14 protein-coding genes are annotated in these 20,222 nt (G+C 70.1%); 6 read left to right on the forward strand and 8 right to left on the reverse strand.

Translation table 11 applies throughout. The features are described 5' to 3' along the window. Positions 1 to 52: 52 nt before the first annotated feature. Positions 53 to 1,075, forward strand: a complete 1,023-nt coding sequence (locus QEZ54_RS33340; protein ID WP_281308748.1) for an aldo/keto reductase — start codon at positions 53 to 55, stop codon at positions 1,073 to 1,075. On the opposite strand, the gene QEZ54_RS33345 is transcribed toward QEZ54_RS33340, so the two are convergent. Next, positions 1,059 to 2,003: a hypothetical protein gene (locus QEZ54_RS33345; protein ID WP_281308749.1), complete on the reverse strand. Its 945-nt coding sequence runs from the start codon at positions 2,001 to 2,003 to the stop codon at positions 1,059 to 1,061. The two genes, QEZ54_RS33340 and QEZ54_RS33345, sit on opposite strands and share 17 nt — an antisense overlap. Before the next feature lie 127 nt (positions 2,004 to 2,130). Continuing rightward, on the reverse strand, positions 2,131 to 2,643 hold the full coding sequence (locus QEZ54_RS33350; protein WP_281308750.1) for a hypothetical protein: 513 nt from the start codon (positions 2,641 to 2,643) through the stop codon (positions 2,131 to 2,133). A gap of 468 nt (positions 2,644 to 3,111) precedes the next feature. Between QEZ54_RS33350 and QEZ54_RS33355 the strand changes: the two genes are divergently transcribed. Next, positions 3,112 to 6,414 (forward strand): S8 family serine peptidase, encoded by a 3,303-nt coding sequence (locus tag QEZ54_RS33355; protein ID WP_281308751.1) that lies wholly within the window; start codon positions 3,112 to 3,114, stop codon positions 6,412 to 6,414. Between the two features lie 375 nt (positions 6,415 to 6,789). Here QEZ54_RS33355 and QEZ54_RS33360 read toward each other — a convergent pair whose 3' ends face one another. The 6 genes from QEZ54_RS33360 to QEZ54_RS33385 all read right to left on the reverse strand — a co-directional run bounded on the left by QEZ54_RS33360 (position 6,790) and on the right by QEZ54_RS33385 (position 16,428). After that, a complete protein-coding gene (locus tag QEZ54_RS33360; RefSeq protein ID WP_281308752.1) occupies positions 6,790 to 9,405 on the reverse strand; it encodes a CHAP domain-containing protein in 2,616 nt (871 codons plus the stop codon). Positions 9,406 to 9,889: 484 nt separating this feature from the next. Next, positions 9,890 to 10,804 carry an MBL fold metallo-hydrolase gene (locus tag QEZ54_RS33365; RefSeq protein ID WP_281308753.1) on the reverse strand — a complete coding sequence of 305 codons (915 nt, stop codon included), beginning with the start codon at positions 10,802 to 10,804 and terminating at the stop codon, positions 9,890 to 9,892. Positions 10,805 to 10,964: 160 nt separating this feature from the next. Beyond that, positions 10,965 to 11,765, reverse strand: coding sequence for an intradiol ring-cleavage dioxygenase (locus QEZ54_RS33370; protein WP_281308754.1), 801 nt, complete (start codon positions 11,763 to 11,765; stop codon positions 10,965 to 10,967). Between the two features lie 211 nt (positions 11,766 to 11,976). Further along, positions 11,977 to 13,242, reverse strand: coding sequence for an Ig-like domain-containing protein (locus tag QEZ54_RS33375; RefSeq protein ID WP_281308755.1), 1,266 nt, complete (start codon positions 13,240 to 13,242; stop codon positions 11,977 to 11,979). A gap of 186 nt (positions 13,243 to 13,428) precedes the next feature. Further along, positions 13,429 to 15,027 carry a glycosyltransferase 87 family protein gene (locus QEZ54_RS33380; RefSeq protein WP_281308756.1) on the reverse strand — a complete coding sequence of 533 codons (1,599 nt, stop codon included), beginning with the start codon at positions 15,025 to 15,027 and terminating at the stop codon, positions 13,429 to 13,431. Positions 15,028 to 15,141: 114 nt separating this feature from the next. Then, on the reverse strand, positions 15,142 to 16,428 hold the full coding sequence (locus QEZ54_RS33385) for a hemolysin family protein (protein WP_281308757.1): 1,287 nt from the start codon (positions 16,426 to 16,428) through the stop codon (positions 15,142 to 15,144). A 125-nt stretch (positions 16,429 to 16,553) separates the two neighbouring features. Between QEZ54_RS33385 and QEZ54_RS33390 the strand changes: the two genes are divergently transcribed. The 4 genes from QEZ54_RS33390 (at position 16,554) to QEZ54_RS33405 (ending at position 20,160) form a co-directional block, all read left to right on the forward strand. After that, positions 16,554 to 17,129 (forward strand): class I SAM-dependent methyltransferase, encoded by a 576-nt coding sequence (locus QEZ54_RS33390; RefSeq protein WP_281308758.1) that lies wholly within the window; start codon positions 16,554 to 16,556, stop codon positions 17,127 to 17,129. A 306-nt stretch (positions 17,130 to 17,435) separates the two neighbouring features. Beyond that, positions 17,436 to 17,822 carry a hypothetical protein gene (locus QEZ54_RS33395; RefSeq protein ID WP_281308759.1) on the forward strand — a complete coding sequence of 129 codons (387 nt, stop codon included), beginning with the start codon at positions 17,436 to 17,438 and terminating at the stop codon, positions 17,820 to 17,822. Beyond that, positions 17,819 to 19,051 carry a hypothetical protein gene (locus QEZ54_RS33400; RefSeq protein WP_281308760.1) on the forward strand — a complete coding sequence of 411 codons (1,233 nt, stop codon included), beginning with the start codon at positions 17,819 to 17,821 and terminating at the stop codon, positions 19,049 to 19,051. Before QEZ54_RS33395 ends, QEZ54_RS33400 begins: the two co-directional genes overlap by 4 nt. Next, a complete protein-coding gene (locus QEZ54_RS33405; protein ID WP_281308761.1) occupies positions 19,048 to 20,160 on the forward strand; it encodes a S8 family serine peptidase in 1,113 nt (370 codons plus the stop codon). Before QEZ54_RS33400 ends, QEZ54_RS33405 begins: the two co-directional genes overlap by 4 nt. Positions 20,161 to 20,222 lie beyond the last annotated feature (62 nt).

Raw genomic sequence — 20,222 nt, forward strand, 5'->3', positions numbered from 1 at the left:
TTCATATATCGTATAGGATAATGCCAACCGCCCTGCCGACGGAGGTAACACCATGCCCCACCAGCTCGGACGCTCCCGCGTCTCCGTGTCCCCGCTCGGCCTCGGCGCCGCCTCCATCGGCAACCTCTACCGGGCCGTCCCCGACGACCGCGCCGCCGCCACCGTCGAGGCCGCCTGGCAGGCGGGCATCCGCTACTTCGACACCGCCCCGCACTACGGCCTCGGCCTGTCCGAACGCCGCCTCGGCCAAGCCCTGTCCGCCCACCCGCGCGCCGAGTACGTGCTGTCCACCAAGGTCGGCCGCATCCTGGTCGACAACCCGCTCGGCGCCGCCGCCAACGACCTGGCCAACGGCTTCGACGTGCCCGCCGACCGGCGCCGCGAGTGGGACTTCAGCGCCGCCGGAGTCCGCCGCAGCATCGAGGACAGCCTGCGCCGCCTCGGCACCGACCGCATCGACGTGGTGCTCATCCACGATCCGGAGGAGAGCCCCGACGCCGGCCGCGCGGTGCGCGAGGCGTACCCCGCGCTGCACGAGCTGCGTGCCCAGGGCGTGATCGGGGCGGTCGGCGTCGGCTCCAAGGACACCGCCGTGCTCACCCGGTTCGCGGCCGAGACCGAAGTGGACGCGCTGATGGTCGCGGGCCGCTACACGCTGCTCGAGCAGCCCGCCCTCGACGACCTGCTGCCGGTCTGCACCGCCCGGGGCATCTCGATGATCAACGTGGGCGTGTTCAACAGCGGCCTGCTCGCCGTCGACTGGCCCGACGAGACCCGCCCGTACGAGTACGGCACCGTGCCCGCCGAGATCCTCGCCCGCGCCCAGGCCATCGCCCTGACCTGCCGCCGCCACGGCGTATCGCTGCCCCAGGCCGCACTCGCCTTCGCCACCGCCCACCCCTGCGTCGCCTCGGTCGTGGTCGGCGCGGGCCGCCCCGAGAACATCACCCGCAGCGCCGAACTGTTCGACCGCCCCGTCCCCGGCGGCCTCTGGGCCGAACTGGTCGGCGAAGGCCTGCTGCGGCCGGACGCGCCGGTCCCCGAGGGCTCCGCGCCGGTCACGCCGTCGCGGTGAGGAACCCGCGCACCTCCGCCAGCCTGCGCTCCAGCCGCTCCGGGGCGCGGGCGGCAAGCAGTTCGAAGCGTGCCAACGCCTGGCGGCCCAGGCCTTCGGCGGCCACCGGATCGAACGGCCGCAGCGCGTACGCCATGGCGAAGTCGGCGTAGGCCGCGCCCTCGCCCTCGTGCTCGTCGAAGACCCCTCGCTCGATGAGAGTCCGCCAGATCCCGACGGCTTCGCGGGCGTCCTCGCGCCCGTCCTGACCGAGGTCCGTCCGGGCCGTCGCCAGGGCCGCGTGCAGCCAGCCCGCACTGGCCCGGGTGAACTCGGGCAGCCCGCCCGCGGCCGTGGCCCGGTCGACGTCGACGCCCCAGGCCGCCACGTCGGCGGCCTGCTCGAGGGCGCCGAGCCGGCGCAGCACCATGCTGTAGTTGGCGGCCACGAGCACTCGCAGGACGTCCGACTCGGGGGTGCGGTCGGGGTCGGCGCGGACGTCGTCGTACGCCTCGCGCAGCCGCTGCCCGGCGCTCTCGTCGTCGCGCTGGTCGGCCAGCAGCTGAGCCAGCGTCACCAGCGGCCACGCCGCATGGCCGGGGTTGCCGACGGCGACCACCCGGGCCACGGCGACGGCCTCCTCGGCCAGCGGCCGGGCGTCGCCGAGGCGCCCCGCGAGGTGGTACTGATGCGCGCGGGCGCGCAGCATGCCCGCCAACCGCGCGCGATCCGCGTCGGTGGCCGCGGCCGGGCGCAGGCGTTCGATCTCGTACAGCATCAGGGTGACCGCCTCGGCGTGCTGCTCCCGGTCGAGCAGCTTCGCCACCCGGGCGTCGACGCGCCGGGCACGGCGCGAGGCCAGCCGGCGGCGGATTCGGGACCAGTTCAGAAGAAGGCCGAGGCCGAGCAGGGCGAGGCCGAGCAGAAGCGGAACGCGGTCGTCTGACACGAAGCGAGATCCTATTGCCGCGGCGCGGATCCCGCGGGTGCGCTCGTCCGGGCCCTGCTCTCCCGGTCCGGTCGGCGGAGGTGCCGGGGCGGCACCCGTGGGAGGTGGCGCCGCCCCGGTCCGACGATCAGTGGAAGATCGTCAGCGTTACCCGAGAGGTGATGCTCGGCAGCTTGGCGGTGCCGTTGAGGCAGGCGACCAGGTTGGCCGCGGACGCGGTGAACACCTGCTTGACCTGGCTGCCCGCGAACAGGCCCGCGGTGACCGTGCCGTTGAAGGTCACGATCAGCTGGCCGCCCGAGATGGTGGCGCTGCGCACCGCGCTGATGGTCGACGTCTGCCCGGTGTTCCAGGTGATGGTGAAGTTGACGTTCAGCGTCAGCAGCACCATCGTGCAGTCGTCGTTCATCGTGATCGTCTTGGTCTCGTAGCCCGAGTTGAGCTGCGGCACCCGCTCCGCGCGGCACGGGTTGTACTTCGTCGTCCGCTGGACGACGGTCGGCTGGTTCACCAGCGTCAGCGGGGGGTTGAACGTGGTGACGTTGGTGCTGTTCGGCGAGGTGCAGGTCAGGTCGATCACTGCCGCGTCGGCTGGCGCCGCCGCGAGCAGGCTGCCGCCGAGGGCGAGAGTGGCGATCATGGCGGCTCGTACGAGTCGGACCACGAGGGGCCTCCGATCTGAGGGGGACGGATGTGACCGCCGATGCAAACTGTTCGACGGTCACCGATATGTTAAGGATCGTTGTCTGTCTATCGATTGTCGGATATCGATACGACGAGACTGTTGAAACAATCTATTAACATCTATAAACTGCCGTGGTTGCGGCTATGGCGCCGTCGTTTTAGTTGTTTGTGTCGATATTGTGTACACACCAATATGGACGCAGGCGCGCGAAGCTGAAGCTCCGCTGTGAAGCACCCGTCCGATAGGTGGATTCCACAGACGACCCCTTACTTCAAGGATGGTCGGGTGACGTGGATCGGGGGCACGGTGCGCGCGCACCCCGCTCCGTCGTGATCGGATCGCCTCCGCGATGCCGGTGGGCACTGCCAACACCCTCCGAAAGGGGCTCAGATGAGACCTCCCAAGTGGCTACGAGCTGCGTTTGTGGGGGTCCTCGTCGTTCCGTTAGCCGGTGCGACGTGGACCACGCCCAGTGCCGCCGCACCGTCGCCATCGCGGTTCTCCGCGACGAAGATCGAGGCGTCGTCCTTCATCAAGGGCCAGAAGACGCCGAGCAGCCGCCTGGCGCAGACCGACCCGTCGCTGCTGGGCCGCAAGGACGGCACCCTGGTGCCGGTCCTGGTGAAGCTCGACGCCGACGCGGTGGCGACCTACACCGGCGGCGTGCAGGGGTACGCCGCCACCAGCCCGACCGTGACCGGCCGCCAGCTGTCCGGCAGCGCCGCGGAGAAGCGGTACGAGGGCTACCTGGCCCAGCGTGAGGACGCCTTCGTCAAGGCGCTGGCGAAGGTGCCCGGCGCCAAGGCGGGCACCCGCCTGCGCACCGTGTACGGCGGCGTCGCGGCGGTCGTCCCGGCCAACCGCATCGCCGACCTGCTGAAGATCCCCGGCGTGGCCGCGGTGCAGAAGGACGAGCTGCGCAAGCCGCTGACCGACGCCAGCTCGCCGTTCATCGGCGCCACCTCGCTCTACCCGGGCCTGGGCGGCACCCGCAACGCGGGCCGGGGCATCATCGTCGGCATCATCGACACCGGTGCCTGGCCCGAGCACCCGTCCTTCGCCGACCAGGGCAACCTGGGCACCCCGCCGGCCAAGGCCGACGGCACCGCGCGCGAGTGCGACTTCGGCGACAACCCGCTGACGCCCGAGTCGGACGTCTTCGTCTGCAACCACAAGCTCATCGGCGGCGGCGCGTTCCTGGACACCTACAACGCGCAGAACAACGACGACATGTACCCGTCGGCGCGTGACAGCGGCGGGCACGGCACCCACACCGCTTCCACCGCGGTGGGCAACAAGCTCGCCTCGGCGAAGGTGTTCGGCGTGGAGCGCGGTCCGCTGAACGGCGTCGCGCCGGGCGCGTGGCTGTCGGTCTACAAGGCGCTGGGCCCGCAGGGCGGTTACAGCTCCGACCTGGCCGCCGCCGCGCAGCAGGCGATCCTCGACGGCGTGTCGGTCATCAACTACTCGATCTCCGGCGGCAGCAACCCGTACACCGACCCGGTCGAGCTGACCTTCCTCGACGCGTACGCCGCCGGCGTGTTCGTCGCGGCCTCGGCGGGCAACTCCGGCCCGGGCTCGGCCACGACCGACCACGTGGCGCCGTGGGTCACCACGGTGGCCGCGTCGACCCAGACGCGCGAGTTCGTGTCGACGCTGACCCTCAAGGGCGGCGCGGACACCCTGACCCTGACCGGTGCCTCGATCACCGCCGGGGTCGGCGAGTACCCGGTCGTGCTGGCCTCCGAGGCGCCGTACAGCGACGCGCTGTGCACCACGACGCCGCCGGCGGGCCTGTTCACCGGCAAGATCCTGGCCTGCCAGCGCGGCGTGAACGCGCGGGTGGAGAAGGGTCTGCACGCCTCCCAGGGCGGCGCCGCGGGCATGATCCTGTTCAACGCGACGCTGGCCGACGTGGAGACCGACAACCACTACCTGCCGACGGTGCACCTGGCCGACGGCACCGCGTTCAACGCGTTCGTGGCCGGCCACACCGGCGTCACCGCCAGCTTCACCGGCGGCGCCAAGCACAACGGCCAGGGCGACGTGATGGCCGCGTTCTCCTCGCGCGGTCCGGGCGGTCTGGGCATCAAGCCCGACATCACCGCGCCGGGCGTGCAGATCCTGGCGGGCAACACGCCCACCCCGGACTCGCCCGAGGGCGGTCCGGCGGGCGAGTACTTCCAGGCGATCGCGGGCACCTCGATGTCGTCGCCGCACATCGCGGGCGCGGCCGTGCTGCTCAAGGCGGCGCACCCGACCTGGACCCCGGGTCAGATCAAGTCGGCCATGATGACCACGGCGAAGACGTCGGTCGTCAAGGAGGACACGGTCACCCCGGCCGACCCGTTCGACTACGGTTCGGGCCGCCTGGACCTGACCCGCGCGTCCAACCCGGGTCTGACCTTCGACGAGACCGCGGAGCGGATGTTCGCGCTGGGCAGCGACGAGCTGACCGCGACGCACCTCAACCTGCCGTCGATCAACGTGCCGACCCTGCCGGGCCGCGTCACCACCCAGCGTGTCGCCAAGAACGTCTCGGGCAAGACGCTGACCTACAAGGTGAGCACGACGGCGCCGGCCAAGAGCCGGATCACGGTGTCGCCGAGCACGTTCACCCTCGCCCCCGGCAAGTCGGTGAAGCTGACCGTCACCATCAGCTCGTGGGCCGAGACCGCGCAGTACTTCGGCCAGATCAAGCTGACCCCGACCAAGGCCGGCCAGCCGGCGCTGCACCTGCCGGTGGCCTTCGTGCCGCAGCAGGGCACCGTCAGCCTGGACAGCACCTGCGCCGCCACGTCCATCGTCAAGTACGGCACCACGAGCTGCACCGTGACCGCGGTGAACAACTCGTTCGCCGACGCGACGACCGACTTCAAGACCACCGTCGACTCCGACCTCAAGGTCATCGGAGCCACCGGCGCCACGGTCAAGAACGGCAGCACGGTGGAGCTGAAGGGGGTCACCCTGCCGGGTGCCGCCGCGGGCGTGCCCGCGATCGCTCCCGGTGCGACCCCGGCGGGCTACCTGCCGCTGGAGCTGTTCGGCATCGCACCGACCCCGGTCGGCGATGAGGACATGGTCAACTTCAACGTGCCGGCGTTCCTGTACAACGGCGTGTCCTACGACCGCGTCGGCGTCGACTCCAACGGCTACCTGGTCGTGGGCGGCGGCACCAGCGAGGACAACAACTGCTGCAACCTGATGCAGATCCCGGACCCGGCGCGGCCGAACAACGTCCTCGCCCCGTTCTGGACCGACCTCGACGGCACCGGCGACGAGGGCATCCGGGTCGCCAGCCTGACCGACGGCGTCAGCAGCTGGCTGGTCTTCGAGTGGCAGGTCGATGTGTTCGGCACCAGCGCCAACCAGCACTTCCAGGTCTGGATCGGGATCAACGGCACGCAGGACATCTCGTTCACGTACGACCCGGGCGCGCTGCCGAACAACCTCGGCCAGCCGTTCCTGGTCGGCGCCGAGAACGCCAGCGGCCTGGGCGGCGCGGGTCTGCCGCTGGGCACCCTGCCGGGCGAGGACCTGGTCGTCACCAGCACCGACCCGACCCCGGGCGGTACGGCGACGTACACGGTGAACCTGCGCGGGATCAGCACCGGCGTGGGCGTGGTGAGCACCGAGATGGTCGCCTCGACCGTGCCGGGCACCACGGTGGTCAACTCGGCCATCCTGGTGACCCACTCCTCGCGCAGCACGGGTCACCAGCCCTGATCGGCTGACGCACCCTGAACCTCCCACGGACGGCCCCGGCACCCCGCCGGGGCCGTCCTCTTCCGCCGGGTCTGGCGGCGATCCGCCACCGGCCGGGGCTGGTGCGGTCACGGTCGGCTGCGGCACCATCGCGACATGAGCTCACCGGCGCCGGAGCAGGGCACCACCTACCACGCCGTGCCCGCGTGGCGGCGCGTCACCGAGGGCGAGCAGCGCTGGCGGGTCGGGCTGGCCGTGCTGGCGTTGATAGGGGGCCGTCAACGTCCTCGGGGCCTGACACCCCGCGCGTCGGGGGTGCGGTTTCGGGGAAACTACACGAATCCGAGGCCGGATTGCTGCAGTTTCCCCGAAACTGTCGCCAGCTGGCGACAGTGCCTACTCCGCGACCACGATCATGTGGCCCTGGCCGGGGATGCCGTCCATGTTGGTCATGCTGTACATCTCGCTGGACGTGGTCAGGAAGTGCTTGTCACTGTCCGGGTCCCAGACGACGAACTTGTCCACCGTGTAGACGCCGCCGTCGTCGACGGTCGCGCCGTAGCCCTGCACCACCAGGTAGTGCATGGTGAACGTGTCGTCGTTGTCCCACCACGGGATGTCCTTGGCCTGGACCACGATCGCGGCGGGCTGGCCCAGGTCGACCGAGCGGGCCAGCTTGTTCTTGACGAACTCCCACTTGGCGCTGGACGCGCCCTCGGCCGCGTAGTCGTGGTAGACGTAGTCCACCAGGCCCGCCTTGCCCGCCAGTTCGGCGTTGAGCACGTCGCGCACGTCCCACGGGTTGGTACCCAGCGAGTCGGTGCCCAGCTTGCCGGCGTAGTAGTCCTGCGAGCCCAGCGGGCTCTTGCCCAGCGACTTCAGGATGGCCTGCGTCGCGGTCGGGCCGCAGTACGTCCCGTTCTTCTGCTCCTCGCCGTCGACGTTCATCGTGGCCACGCGCAGCTTGTGCTTCCAGCCGCCGTCGACCTCGATGTCGGTCTGCAGCACGGTGACGTTGCCGCTGGTCGGATGGTTGACCGGCCCGTCACAGGATCTGTCGTCACTGAACCACGACGCCTGGCACGTCCGCAGTTCCAGATCACCGGCCGAGTCGAGCAGCGTCAGCTTGCCGCGGACCGCCTTGAAGGTGCTCAGCGGTACGGCGTAGAAGTGCGACCGGACCAGGCTGCCGGTGTACTCCAGGCAGGCGGTGTAGTAGATGCCCGAGTACGCGTTGTCGGTGCACAGCTCCTCGTCGCCGTCGATGCCGTCGCGCTCGTCGTCCTGGTCGGAGACGGTGTTGACGCCCCAGGTGACGTCGGTGGACGGGTCGGCGACCGGCGCGACCACGGCGTAGATGTTGCTGTACGAGTGGATCGGCGCCGGGTGGTTCGGGTCGAACGGGCCGACCTGCGTCACCTTGTTGCCGTAGTTGCCCTCGATGGTGGTGATCCGCCCGTCGGGGAGCACATCCACCACGACGCCGATGTGGTGGCTGTCGTAGTAGCTGGTGCCGTACATGACCACGTCACCGGGGCGGATGTTGCTCTTCGAGCGCAGCAGCCCGTGGTTGCGGCCCCAGGTCTCGAACGTGCCCGAGTACGGGAAGTACACGTCGATGCCGGCCTGCTGCCAGGTCCACGAGGCGAACATGGCGCACCACGGGTCGCCGCACTTGGTGGCGCCGTGGTAGCCGTACGGGTTGCAGTTGTCGCCCCACTCGTGCGTGCCGAGCTGGCTGCGGGCCGCGTTGACGATCTCGGCCCGGATGTTGCCCGAGGCGACGCTGCCCGGCGACGGGGTCGACGGGACGGTCGGGTTGCCGGGGCCGCCGGTCGGCTTCGGGTCGCTGTCGCAGCGCGACATCACGATGTCGTCGGAGCCGGTGGAGATGTAGTAGTCGGCGACCCACAGCCCGTCGGAGGTCTTGTCCCAGATCGCCGAGCCGCCGTAGTTGAACTCGCCGTACGCCTGGCAGACGATGCTGACGTAGCTGCCGCCCGGGTACTTGTCGGTGACGCTGCCCGAGGTCAGGCTCTTGCCGTAGTACCCGTTGAGGGTGGTCTTGGCCAGGTAGCCGCTGCCGCTGCCGCCGCCGGAGGGGCCGTCGCTGTCGCAACGGCGCAGCACGATGCCGCTGGAGCCGGTGATGACGTAGAAGTCGGGCAGCCAGAGGCCGTCGCTGGTCAGGTCCCAGATCGTCGAGCCGCCGTAGTTGACCGGGCCGTACGCCTGGCACATGATCGTGACGTACTCGCCCTCGCTGTACTTGTCCCAGACGCTCCCACCGCTCAGCGTCTTCTCGTAGTAGCCGTTGAGGGTAGTGCGGATCTTGAACTGGGTGCCGCCGTCAGGGTTGGTGGCCACGCCGCCGCTGATGCCGATCGACGAGCAGAGCGGCACCCCCGAGATGCGCCCGCTGGTGCCCGTGGTCACGTACGCGTCGGGCACCCAGTACCCGTCGATCGTGTAGATCCACAGGGTCGAGCCGTCGACGCTGACGCCGTAGTCCTGGCAGCGGACGTAGAGCGAGCTGCCCGCCGGGTAGGCGTCGACGCGGACCCGGTCGGCCGGATTCGCGCTGCCGCGCCCGTCGACGGCGAACTTCACCGGGTACGGCCCGGTGTTCGAGCCGCCCGCCGTCGGGGTGCCGTTGATGCCGATCGCCAGGCAGCGCGGGATCTTCGCCACGAAACCGCTGGTGCCGGTGCGGATGTAGGCGTCCGGGATCCAGTAGCCCTCGCGGGTGTAGTCCCAGATGGTGCTGCCCCCGGCGGACAGGCCGGAGTCCTGGCAGCGCACGTAGACCTGCTCACCGGTGGTGTAGAGGTCGGTGGCGGTGCGGTTGTTCGCGTCCATGCTGCCCCGGCCGTCGATGGCCGTGGTGGCCGGGTACGGGCCGTACAGCGGGAAGGTGGGATCTGCCTGGGCGGGGGCGGCGGTGACCGCCACCATGCCCGCGGTCAGCAGCGCGGCCAGCGCACCACCGACGACGCGTTGCAAGGTACGCAACGGTTGAGCTCCTTACGAGGGATTCGTTGTCGATCGCGGCGCGACGCGCCATATGATCAACATGACCGCCGCACGCTACCCCGCGAGCAGTCGAAAATGGAACCCTCTGTGAGCATTTCGAAGGAAGGGTCCCTTCTTATCGCAATCCGATGTAGAAGGGCCCCTTCCAAACCACCGTCCCGTGCGCGGGCGGTGATGACGGTGTTGCCGGGGGCGTGGTCGGCGGCGCCGCTCTCGACGGCGGCGCGCGTCTCGGCCAGCGGATACATGCGGGGCACGACCGGACGACGTGTTCGACGGTGTGTCCCCACCATCACCTTCGAGCGTGCGCCCGTTGCCGCCGTGCGTGGGACGGAATCGCGCCGAAGGGGCGTGGGGGAGCGTGCAGTTTCGTGGAAACTGCACGAATCTTGGGCCGGATTCCTGCACTTTCCCCGAAACTGCAGTCACCGCGGCGCGGGCGGCGCGCGAGGGAGGGGAGGGATCAGGCGAGGCAGGTGGGGATGCGGCCGCCGTTGAAGGCGACCATGTCGCCCAGGATCGGCAGGACGGCCAGTTCGGCGGCCTCGGGGAGGCCGTCGAGTTCGGCGTACGCCCGGTGCAGGTTCGCCACCAGGCGCTCGGAGTCGAGCAGGCTCTTGAACGGGCCGAGGTCGGTGCCCTGGGCGAGCTCCAGCGGCGTACGCCCGGCGGCCCGCCCCGCGGCGGCCAGCTCCTGCACCCAGCGCAGGTAGGCCTCGTTCGCGTCGAACACCTCCGGTCCGGTCACCGGCCCGTGGCCGCTGACGACGATCTCCGGCTCCAGCGCCCGCAGCGCCGACAGGGCCCGCAGCGACCCGCTCAGCGACCCCATCAGGTACAGCGGGGTCACCCCGGCGAAGGCGATGTCGCCGGTGAACAGGATCCGGTGCTCGGGCAGCCAGACGACCGCGTCTCCGGCGGTGTGCGCCGGTCCGGGGTGGATCAGCTCGACGCGCAGTTCGTCGACCCACAGGGTGAGCCGGTCGGTGAAGGTGGCCGACGGCGGCCGCAGCGCCACGTCGCCCCAGGTCACGTCGGGCCAGATGCCGGGCAGGTTGAGCCCGTCGGCCAGCAGCAGTTCGCGGGTGCGCTCGTGGGCGACGACCACGGCGTCGGGGGCGACCGCGCAGGCGCCGTAGTGGTGGTCGCCGTGCCGGTGGGTGACGATCAGGGTCCGGACCGGGGCGGGCGTGACCGACTCGATGTGCTCGCGCAGGTGCAGCGCGCGGGGGACGGTCGCGGTCGCGTCGACCAGGGTGACGCCGTCGCGGCCGACGAGCACTCCGGCGTTGCTGACGCACCAGCCGCCGTCGGGCTGCACGTAGGCGAAGACGCCCGGCGCGAGCGCGGTCAGCGTGGGCGGCGGGGTGATCGGCATCGGTTCTCCTCGCTGGTCGTACGGTGCGCACGCCAGTGTTCCACGCACGCCGCCGGCGTCCGCGCGGGCGGCGGCCGATCGTCGCGGTCCGAACGCGATCGCCGCGGCGGTGCCCCGGACCGCGCGCTCCGGGGCACCGCGACGAGGCCGGTCAGGCCGGTCAGGCTCGGACGGTGATGGTGAGGTTGGCGGTGTACCCGCTGGTGGTGTTGCCGGTGACGGTGGCCGTCTCGCGGGCGGCGAGGTCGTCGCGGAAGACCATGTCGGTGGCCAGGCTGATCCGGCTGAGGTTGGTGACGCTCTGGCTGTAGCCGCTGGTGGCGTAGACCGCCTGCGAGACCTCCTTCGGCAGCGCGATCTGCGACGTCTTGACGATGGGGCCGTTGCTGGTGGTGGCGTTGGCCAGCGAGGAGAAGACCTCGAAGTGGATGTGCGGCCACCGGCCGGCGTAGCAGCCCGGGAAGACGCTGGTGAAGGTGACGGTGCCGGCGGCGTTGGCGACCTGGATGCCGCGCAGGTAGTTCTGGTTGGTGACGCCGCTGGAGTAGAGCGAGTAGCGGCCCTCGCGGTCGCAGTGCCAGGCGTACACGGCCGCGCCGGCCAGCGGCACGCAGCTGAGGTTGAGCACGGTCAGCGAGAACGTGAGCGGGATGCCCGCGGCGGTGCCCGACGCGGTGCCGAACGAGGATCGGATGTCGCCGCGTACGGCGCCGGAGACGGTGCGGACGTTCGGGCCGTTGCTGCCGTCGGCCGGGTAGGGACCGGCCGTCTCGGACTCGACTTCGGCGGCGCACGCCGCGGTCGCGGCCGACTCGCCGACGGTTAGCGCGCCGCCGACGGCCGCGGCCAGTCCGGCGCCGCCGAAGGCGGTGAGCATCCGGCGCCGCGACATGGTCTTCAGGTCGAAAAGCAACCCCTTGTCGTGTACGTCGCGCACGTACGCGGCGTTGTTCTCGTACATGGGATCCCCTTCCATGGGAGCGGTTGTGCCGGTCCGGGTGACCGGCACCCATGTGCGGGAGAGCAAAGCAGGTCAAGCTCGATTTACCATCGAGGAATTCTTAAATGTCGATTTAGTTGAACGGTCATCCCGACCGACGGGACCACCAGGCAAGAGCATCAGGGGGTACGGCCTGACGACGGTCAGGCCGTACCCCCTGTGAAGACGCGTGCTACGCCGTGGGTGACGCGGACGGGGCCGCGCTCGCCGAGGCGGACGGCTCCGGCGACGCACCGGCGCCGCCCAGCGCGGCGATGTCGGCGGGCACCGGCAGCGCGCTGCCCTTGACGTAGTCGTCCCAGTCCAGGTCCCAGGCGGTGAACCCGTTGCCCGACTTCAGCTTCCGCTCGGTGCCCTTCACGGTCACCGGGTCGCCGATGCGGGTCAGGTTGAACAGGTACTTGGCGTTGGCCATGGACACGTTCACGCAGCCGTGCGACACGTTGCGCTTGCCCTGATGCTGCACCGACCACGGCGCGGCGTGGATGTACTCGCCGTTCCAGGTCAGGCGCTGGGCGTACTCGATGTCGACCCGGTAGTGGTCGACGCCTGGCTGGCCGGTGGTGTCGAAGACCGTCTTTACCAGCTTGTCCATGATGACCATCGTCCCGGACGAGGACGGGGTGCTCGCCTTGCCCAGGCTCACCGGCAGCGTCTTGAGCAGAGTGCCGTTCTTCATCACCCGCATCTGCTTGTTCGCGTTGTCGACGAACAGCTCCACCCGGTCCTTGCTGATGTTGCCCTCGCCGTAGCGGTCCTGGTCGCCGTAGCGGCCGCCGCCCAGCGGCACGCCCTCGAACGCCACCCGCACCTTGATCTTCGTGCCGGGCTGCCAGTACTCCGGGGCGCGGTACATGACCTGCTGCGGGCCGGTCCAGTGCCAGATCCCGGGCTGCGGCGGGTCGGTGGTGACGAACAGGCGCTTCTCCACCGCCGCGCGGGCCGAGTCGGCGATCGGCTTGGTGAACTCGACGACCACCGGCATGGCCACGCCGTACTCGCGGTCGGCGAACAGGTACAGGCCGCTGCCGCCGCGCTTGCCCGGCTTGCCCATCGTGGTGAACGAGGTCTGCTGGGTCACCGTCTGGCCGTCCGGCGCGGCGGCGACCACGGTCGCGGCATACTTCTTGCCGTACTTGAGCGGCTTGTCCGGCACCCAGGAACTGCCGTCGGCGCGCATCCGCCCGGCGACCTTCGCGCCGCCGGCGTCGGTCAGCGTCACCGACTGCACCTTGCCGCCGGTGAGCCTGGTGCCGATCTCGGTGCTCGCGGGCTGGTTCTTCGCGTCGACGGCCGGGCTCAGCGCCAGCGTCAGCGGCACCGGCGCGGCCGACGGGCTGGCCGAGGGCGCCGTCTGCACGAACGTCGGCGGCTTGGCGTCCGCGCTGCAACCGGTCAGCACCAGCGGCGCCGCGACCAGCAGCGCCAAGGCCGCCATCGCACCGCGCGCCCGCATTCTGAAACGACCCGTCATCACGTCAACCCCGTAACGCTCGCACCCCGACGACACAACCGCACATGGTGCCGTACGTGAGACGGTCTCGGGAGGGCTGTTCGGGTCGTCTGCGCTGGCGGGCCGGTCGCCACACCGTCGCCAGTGGAGCGCCGAGGAGGCCGTCGCAGCTCACGGCGTCAACTCGGCCGAGTAGGCGGCCAGGGCGGTGCCGTCCTCGGCGTACGCGGTGAGCTCGCCCGCGGCCAGGTTGGCGCTGCGGAACGAGAAGCCGCGCTCGCCGAACATGTCCACGATTGGGATCACGCGCGGGGCGCCGCCGGGCGCCGACCGGAACTCCAGCCGCGCCACCGACTCGTCCACCACCCCGTTGACCCGCACCTTCGTCTGCTCCCGGACGATGCCGAACCGCACCACCGCCCCGGTCGCCGCCGCCGTGCGGGCCGCGTCCGCGCAGGCGGTCTCGGTGCGGCAGAAGTAGAAGTAGCGCGGATTGGCGGTGTCGCCCTGCGCGTACGCCTTGAAGGTCGGATCGGCGCCCGCGGGCAGCGGCAGCACCGCGAAGCAGGCCAGCACCGCCGCCGTCGCCGTGACCGCGCGCAGCCACACCCGCCCGGGCCGCCGCGAGCTGGTCACCGCCAGCGCCGCCGCGCCGCCCAGCCCGGCCAGGCAGGTCGCGACCACGCCGAGGGTCCGGGCGTTCTCCAGCAGGAATTGCACCCCCGGGTACGTCGACACCTCGCCCAGCAGCACCCCCAGCGACAGCGTCATGACCACCGCCAGCGCCACCCCGGCCGCTCGGCGCAGCGCGCCCCGCGCCGCGACCAGCAGCATCGCCGCCAGCACCGTCCACAACTGATGGTGCGTCCACGACACCGGCGAGGCGGCCACCGTGGCGCAGCCGACCAGCACCGCGGCCCGCACCGGCTCGCCGTCGAGCCGCAGCCGCCGCGCCCGCAGCAGCGCCGTGCCGCACACCAGCGCCACCAGGGCCGCCCACACCAGCGGCAGCGTCTGCGGCGCGACCCCGATCCGCAGCAGCATCCCATGCACCGACTGGTTGCCCAGCGAGGCCAGATCCCCGATCCGCGAGGTCTGCAGCACCGTGCCCGACCAGTACGTCCAGCTGTCGGCGGGCAGCAGCGCCGCCGCCACCAGCGCGCACCCGGCGAACGCCGCCCCGGCCCGCGCCGCGTCCCGCCATCTGCGGGCCAGCAGGAAGAACAGCACGAACAGCAGCGGCGTCAGCTTGATCGCGGCGGCCACGCCGACCAGCACGCCCCGCCACCGGGCCGGGGTCAGCCCCGCCGCGTCGACCAGCGCCAGCAGCACGATGAACACGCTGACCTGCCCGAAGCGCAGGTTGCTCTGCGCCGGGGCCGACAGCAGCACCGCGCAGGCCACCGCCGCGACGGCCAGCGCCCGCCGGTGCGCGGGCACATGCAGCGCCCGGCCCAGCGACAGCGCCAGCGCGGCGACGGCGGCGCAGGTCGACGCCAGCCACAGCAGTTGCAGGGCCGTCTCGGACAGGCCGGTCATCGGCCACATCACCAGCGCGGCGAACGGCGGGTACGTGAACGGGCCGCCGTTCTCGGCGACGTAGCCGTAGAGCGGGGCGCCGGACTGGGCGGTCTTCACCGCACCGTAGTAGATGTGCAGGTCGGACAGGCGGTCGGGGCGAAGCAGCACGAGTGCGCAGGAGACGGCTGCGATCAGCCCGTATATCGCCCACGCCGTCCGCGCGGCCGTCCACTGCCCCCACCGTCCCATGGCGTCACCGTATGGCTCCGGCGTCCGGTTCGGCACCCCTCTTGCCCAAGATCTACGTTCGCGGCCGGAACACGTGTCCCGACTCAATGTTCCGGCCGCGGGAAGCGATCTCCGTCAGGCGGTCTCGTGGCGGTCGCGGTCGACCGCGCGCAGGCGTACCCGGGTGATGGTGCGGCCCTGGACCTCGACGACCTCGGCGGTCAGGCCGGGGGCCTTGATGGTCTCGCCGGGGCCGGTCGGGATGTGGCCCAGCTTGTCCAGCACCAGCCCCGCGATGGTCGTGTAGTCGACCTCGCCGAGGCGCTCGTCGTCGATGCCCAGGTCGGGCAGGTCGTGCAGCGGGAACGAGCCCGGCAGCAGGAACACCCCGTCGCCTTCGCGTACCACGGCCGCCACGTCGCGGTCGGTCTCGTCGTAGATCTCACCCACGACCTCCTCGACCAGGTCCTCCATCGTGATCATGCCGTCGATCGAGCCGTGCTCGTTCACCACCAGGGCGAACTGCTCACGCTGGTGGCGCAGCTTGCGCATGGCGTCGGACACCGACTGGGTCTCCGGCAGGAACAGCGCCGGCCGGGCCGCCTCGGCGGCGGTGCCCTCGGCGTTGAGCAGGTCGCGAAGGTGCACCACGCCGACGGTCGCGTCGAGGCCGCCCTCGCCGACCACCGGCGCCCGGGTGTGGCCCGAGTCGGCGAGCATCCGCAGCGCCTCCTGCGCGCTCACCCGGCCGGGCAGCATGAACACGTCCCGGCGCGGCACCATGATCTCCCGTACGTCCCGCTCGGTGATCTCGAACGCGCCGGAGATGATCTCGCGCTGCTGGGCGGTGAACCCGCGCTGAGCCACCACCAGGTCCCGGATCTCCTCCGCGGAGATCTCCTCCCGGCCCGCCCTCGGGTCGCCGCCCGCGATCCGTACCAGCAGGTCGGTCGACTTGCCCAGCAGCCACACGAACGGCCGCGACGCGGTCGCCATCCAGTCCAGCGGCCGGGCCGCCATCAGCGCCCAGCCCTCCGCCCGCTGCATCGCGATGCGCTTGGGCGCCAGCTCGCCGATGACCAGGGTCAGGAACGTGAGGATCAGGGTGACCACGATGATCGCGACCGGTTCGGCCGCCTCGCCGAGGAAGCCCAGCGGCTTGACGAGCGGCTTGGCCAGCGAGGTCGCCGCGAACGCGGAGGCGAGGAAGCCCGCCAGGGTGATGCCGATCTGAATGGTGGCCAGGAACCGGTTCGGGTCCCGGGACAGGCGCGCCAGCACCCGGCCGCCACCGGAGCTGCGCTCCAGGCGCTGGATCTGCGACTCGCGCAGTGAGATCAGCGCCATCTCGCTGCCCGACAGCGCGCCGTTGATCAACATCAGGACAAGCACCAGCAGGATCTGGGTGCTATAGCCGCCCACAGGCGTTCACTCCTCGGAAGTAAGTACGAAGCCTCAACCGTAGTCGGACCGCGCCACCACGCCGTGTCGCGGGTCACCAGGGTCGCGGTCACGCATTCATTGCGGCGACTGCCTACCCTGCCGCCATGACGACCGTGGGGAGCAGGGCGGAGTTCGCGCAGCTGCAGGAGCGGCTGCTGGGCGGGCTCCGTGGCACGGTGCTGGAGATCGGGGCGGGCCGGGGACGCACGCTGGCGGCGTACCCCCGGGAAGTCCGCTGGCTCGGCCTCGAACCCGACCCGCGACGCCGCGCCGAACTCACCCGGATCGCCGCCCGGCACGGGCGGCATGAGCCCGTGCTGGCCGGAGTCGCCGAGCGCATCCCACTGCCCGACGCGAGCGTGGACGCGGTCGTCGGCCGGACCGTGCTGTGCTCGGTGGCCGACCAGGCGGCGGTGCTGGCCGAGGTACGCCGGGTGCTGCGGCCGGGCGGCAGCTACGTCTTCTTCGAGCACGTCGCGGCACCGGCGGGCAGTCTGCTGCGCCGGGTGCAGGAGCTGCTCGCGCCGCTGAGCCGGCGCGTCTCGCACGGGTGCGACCCGGCGCGCGAGACCTGGCGCAGCCTGGAGGACGCCGGCTTCAGCCACCTCGACCTGCGCTGGTACGCCGCGGTGCGGTGGGATCTTGACGCGCGCTACATCGGCGGGACTGCTCGGCGCTGACCGACCTGGGGTTTGTCACCCGTGCGGAGGACAAGGTCGGCGCATTTGTGTGAGAAGTGCCTGCTGGCCCGGGGCCGCCCGTCCCGGTCGCCGCAATAACGGTGGACACGGAGCGGAAGTTGGAGTGAGGTGAAGGTCCGGGCAGGACGGTTGAGCCGCCGTCCTGCCCTACTCATGCCCGGGGTTCCGCCGACGGACCGGGTTTCTGCCTGTGGATAACATCGACGCTGCCGATTGAGTCCGATACGCTCCGTGCTGATCCATGGAGGCGGGGAGGGTTTCATGGGCAGCGGGGACAGTCCCAAGGTGTCCGTAGACCTCGGTGAGCTGCGCATGTTCGCCGAGGTGCTGGAGGCAGACGTTGAGCAGGGTCTACGGCCAGGTGTGATTCGCGCCGAGAAGGAGCTGCAGAACGGTTTACGCTTCGGCGCGCATACGGTCGGTGGCGAGGTCGTGGCGAGCAGGCAACTGATGGCGATGGCTCTCGATCGGGCCAGGCGAAACGGCGCCAGTCAGGTGGGGGCCGCCCAGGTGCTAATCGATGCGATGCGGAAGGTGCTCGACAACTACACCAATGCTGACGAACTCTCGGCTGCCAACCTGGATGCCATTGAGAAGATCTTGCTAGGTGCTCTCGCCACCTCCAAGGACCTCGTGTCGGACCTTTCACCACATCGGGGTGAGTTCGAGTGACCGATAAGAAGCGTTCGGTGCCCGTGCCGATCGTGTCGGCAGTGGTCAAGGGCGAGTTCGTTGGTCCGGTGCAGACCGTGTTCAGTGCACAGCCAAAGGTGCAGGCCGTTTGCACGAACTGGAATTCATTCGACGTACCGCGCATGTGGGACTCGGTTCGGACCGAGGACGATCCGATCGCCTGGGGCCAAGTCCAGGGGTGGGAGAGTCTCGGCCAGCTGCTCGCCGATCAACATGATCGACTTGCGCGGATGCGCAACAATCTTGTCTCCGTCTGGCAGCCAGAACATTCGGAGGCCGCCGACAAGTTTTTCGGCTTTCTCGACAGGCTGATTCTGGCCATGCGCGAGAACGCCTATGCTGCGGCGGGTACCGCGCGAGGCCTGGACGGCGTGCTTGCCGCACTCAGAACTGCGAAGGATAAGGTGGCGCCACTCAAGGAGCAGTGGGACAACGTCACCTCTGACTGGCTGCCGGAGTGGTGGGACCACGCGGCCGAGAACCTCAACAATGCGGCGCGCCAGGCGATGACCGACGCAGAGGTGGCAGTCGGGGACCACCGGCGTCGCTTTATCGTGCCATCGGTCTTCGACTATCGAGGTGAGATATTCGGGGACATTACGGCCGCGACAGATGCGGATGATACGGGTGGACCGCACTGCGGTGACGTGCCCAGCCCTCGTGACGTGGGGGCGCCGAATGGACCACCGCCGACGCCCGGCTATGACCCCGTTCTTCCCGGGGGGCCTGACCTGGCGAGCCTTCCTCCGGCCGTGCCGGCAGTGCCTGGTTCGCCCGTTTCACTGCTTCCAGTGCCGCCGGGCAGTCCCTACGCACCCAACGGCGGCGCGTACGTGCTACCGGGTCCGGGTGTAGGACGTGGCGGATGGATAGCGCCGATGTCGGCATCGGGTTCTGCGGCTGCGGCGGTTGGGCAGGGTAAAGGTGCTAACACTGCGGGTCTCATGCCCGTCGCGACTCCAGGGAGTGCCACTGGCTCTCCATCAGGTAGGGGCGGTGCTCGCGAAGGACGGCGAGATGTGATCTGGCGGGTGGAGCAGGGTGTCGCCCCGATCATCGAAGGGCTGCCACCAGCGCGGGGAGTCGTGACGCGGGAACAGTTGGCGCAGCAGGACGAGGAGTTCGTCGACTGGTTCGCTGGCGTGGCGACCCCGTGGGCCGACGACCTCAAGGTGAAGATCATGAGAAGAATGGACCCGCAAGCGTGAACAAACACTGGTGTCGTCACGCGGCCGCACTCGTGGTCGGAACGCTGATGGCTGCAGTGGTGGTCGGTGTCGGAACTCCTGCACAGGCTGCTGACTCGATCGCCGATGGCCAGTGGTATCTGAATTACCTCAACGTGGTCGCTGCACACCGGCTAAGCCAGGGCGAAGGCGTCCGGATCGGCGTTGTCGACACAGGCATCGACCCGCACCATCCTGACATTGAGGGATCGGTCGAGCCTGGTGTCGACGTCAACTTCGGCGGCAACGGCGACGGGCTGGAGGATACCGACGGGCACGGCACGGCCATGGCCAGCCTCATTGTGGGTCACGGAAAGATCAAGGGGATCGCGCCGAAAGCCAAAGTCGTCTCCCTCCGTTACGCGGACGGTTTAACCAGCTCGCCAACGCATATGGGTGAGGCGATCAGATGGGCAGTGGATCATGAGCTCAAGGTGATCTCCATTTCGGCGGCTCATGTCGACGACGATCTCGTTTTGCAGCAGGCCATCGAAGATGCGGTTGCGCGTGACATCGTGATCGTGGCCGGCTCGGGCAACAAGAGTCAGCAGACGGGGTTGCAGTACCCGGCTGCCTATGCGGGTGTGGTCGCGGTGGGCGGAATTGGCCGGAACGGTCAGCTATGGTCGGGTTCGATCACCGGTCCAGAGGTGGCCGTAGCTGCGCCTGCCGAACGGATCAGTGTCGCTTACCGGGGCAATCGCCGCGTCATCGTAGATGGAACATCGAATTCGACGGCGTTGGTAGCTGGGGTGGTAGCGCTGATCAGGGCCAAGTTCCCAAGCATGCCTGCGGCGGAGGTTGTCCGTCGGCTGACCGGTACCGCGACGGACAAGGGGCCCGCTGGGCGGGATTCGATGTACGGGTTCGGGGTGCCGAATCTGGTCGCCGCACTCAGCGAGCCGTACGTCGGTGCGCCGAGTGCGACGAAGGGGGCGGTGACGCCGAGTGCGGCTGGGCCCACGTGGATCGCGGCGCCGGGTGCCGAGTTCCCGCTGTGGACGGTGCTGGTCGTCGGCGCTGGGTGCCTGCTGGTCGTGCTGGCGGCCGGGCTCGTGATCATGCTGGTACGGCGGCGCACTGTCGGCTGAGCCGGTCATCCCAAACGCGACCGAATAGGGCATGACCGGGTTGCCTCGGTCGAGTGGGTCTT

This window comes from Catellatospora sp. KI3, from assembly GCF_029948125.1.
Lineage (GTDB): Bacteria > Actinomycetota > Actinomycetes > Mycobacteriales > Micromonosporaceae > Catellatospora.

Coding starts and splice junctions, on each gene's coding strand:
- QEZ54_RS33375 (WP_281308755.1), bottom strand. CDS start 13,242: ATGGCGGCCTTGGCGCTGCTGGTCGCGGCGCCGCTGGTGCTGACCGGT.
- QEZ54_RS33370 (WP_281308754.1), bottom strand. CDS start 11,765: ATGTACGAGAACAACGCCGCGTACGTGCGCGACGTACACGACAAGGGG.
- QEZ54_RS33365 (WP_281308753.1), bottom strand. CDS start 10,804: ATGCCGATCACCCCGCCGCCCACGCTGACCGCGCTCGCGCCGGGCGTC.
- QEZ54_RS33380 (WP_281308756.1), bottom strand. CDS start 15,027: ATGGGACGGTGGGGGCAGTGGACGGCCGCGCGGACGGCGTGGGCGATA.
- QEZ54_RS33340 (WP_281308748.1), top strand. CDS start 53: ATGCCCCACCAGCTCGGACGCTCCCGCGTCTCCGTGTCCCCGCTCGGC.
- QEZ54_RS33350 (WP_281308750.1), bottom strand. CDS start 2,643: ATGATCGCCACTCTCGCCCTCGGCGGCAGCCTGCTCGCGGCGGCGCCA.
- QEZ54_RS33390 (WP_281308758.1), top strand. CDS start 16,554: ATGACGACCGTGGGGAGCAGGGCGGAGTTCGCGCAGCTGCAGGAGCGG.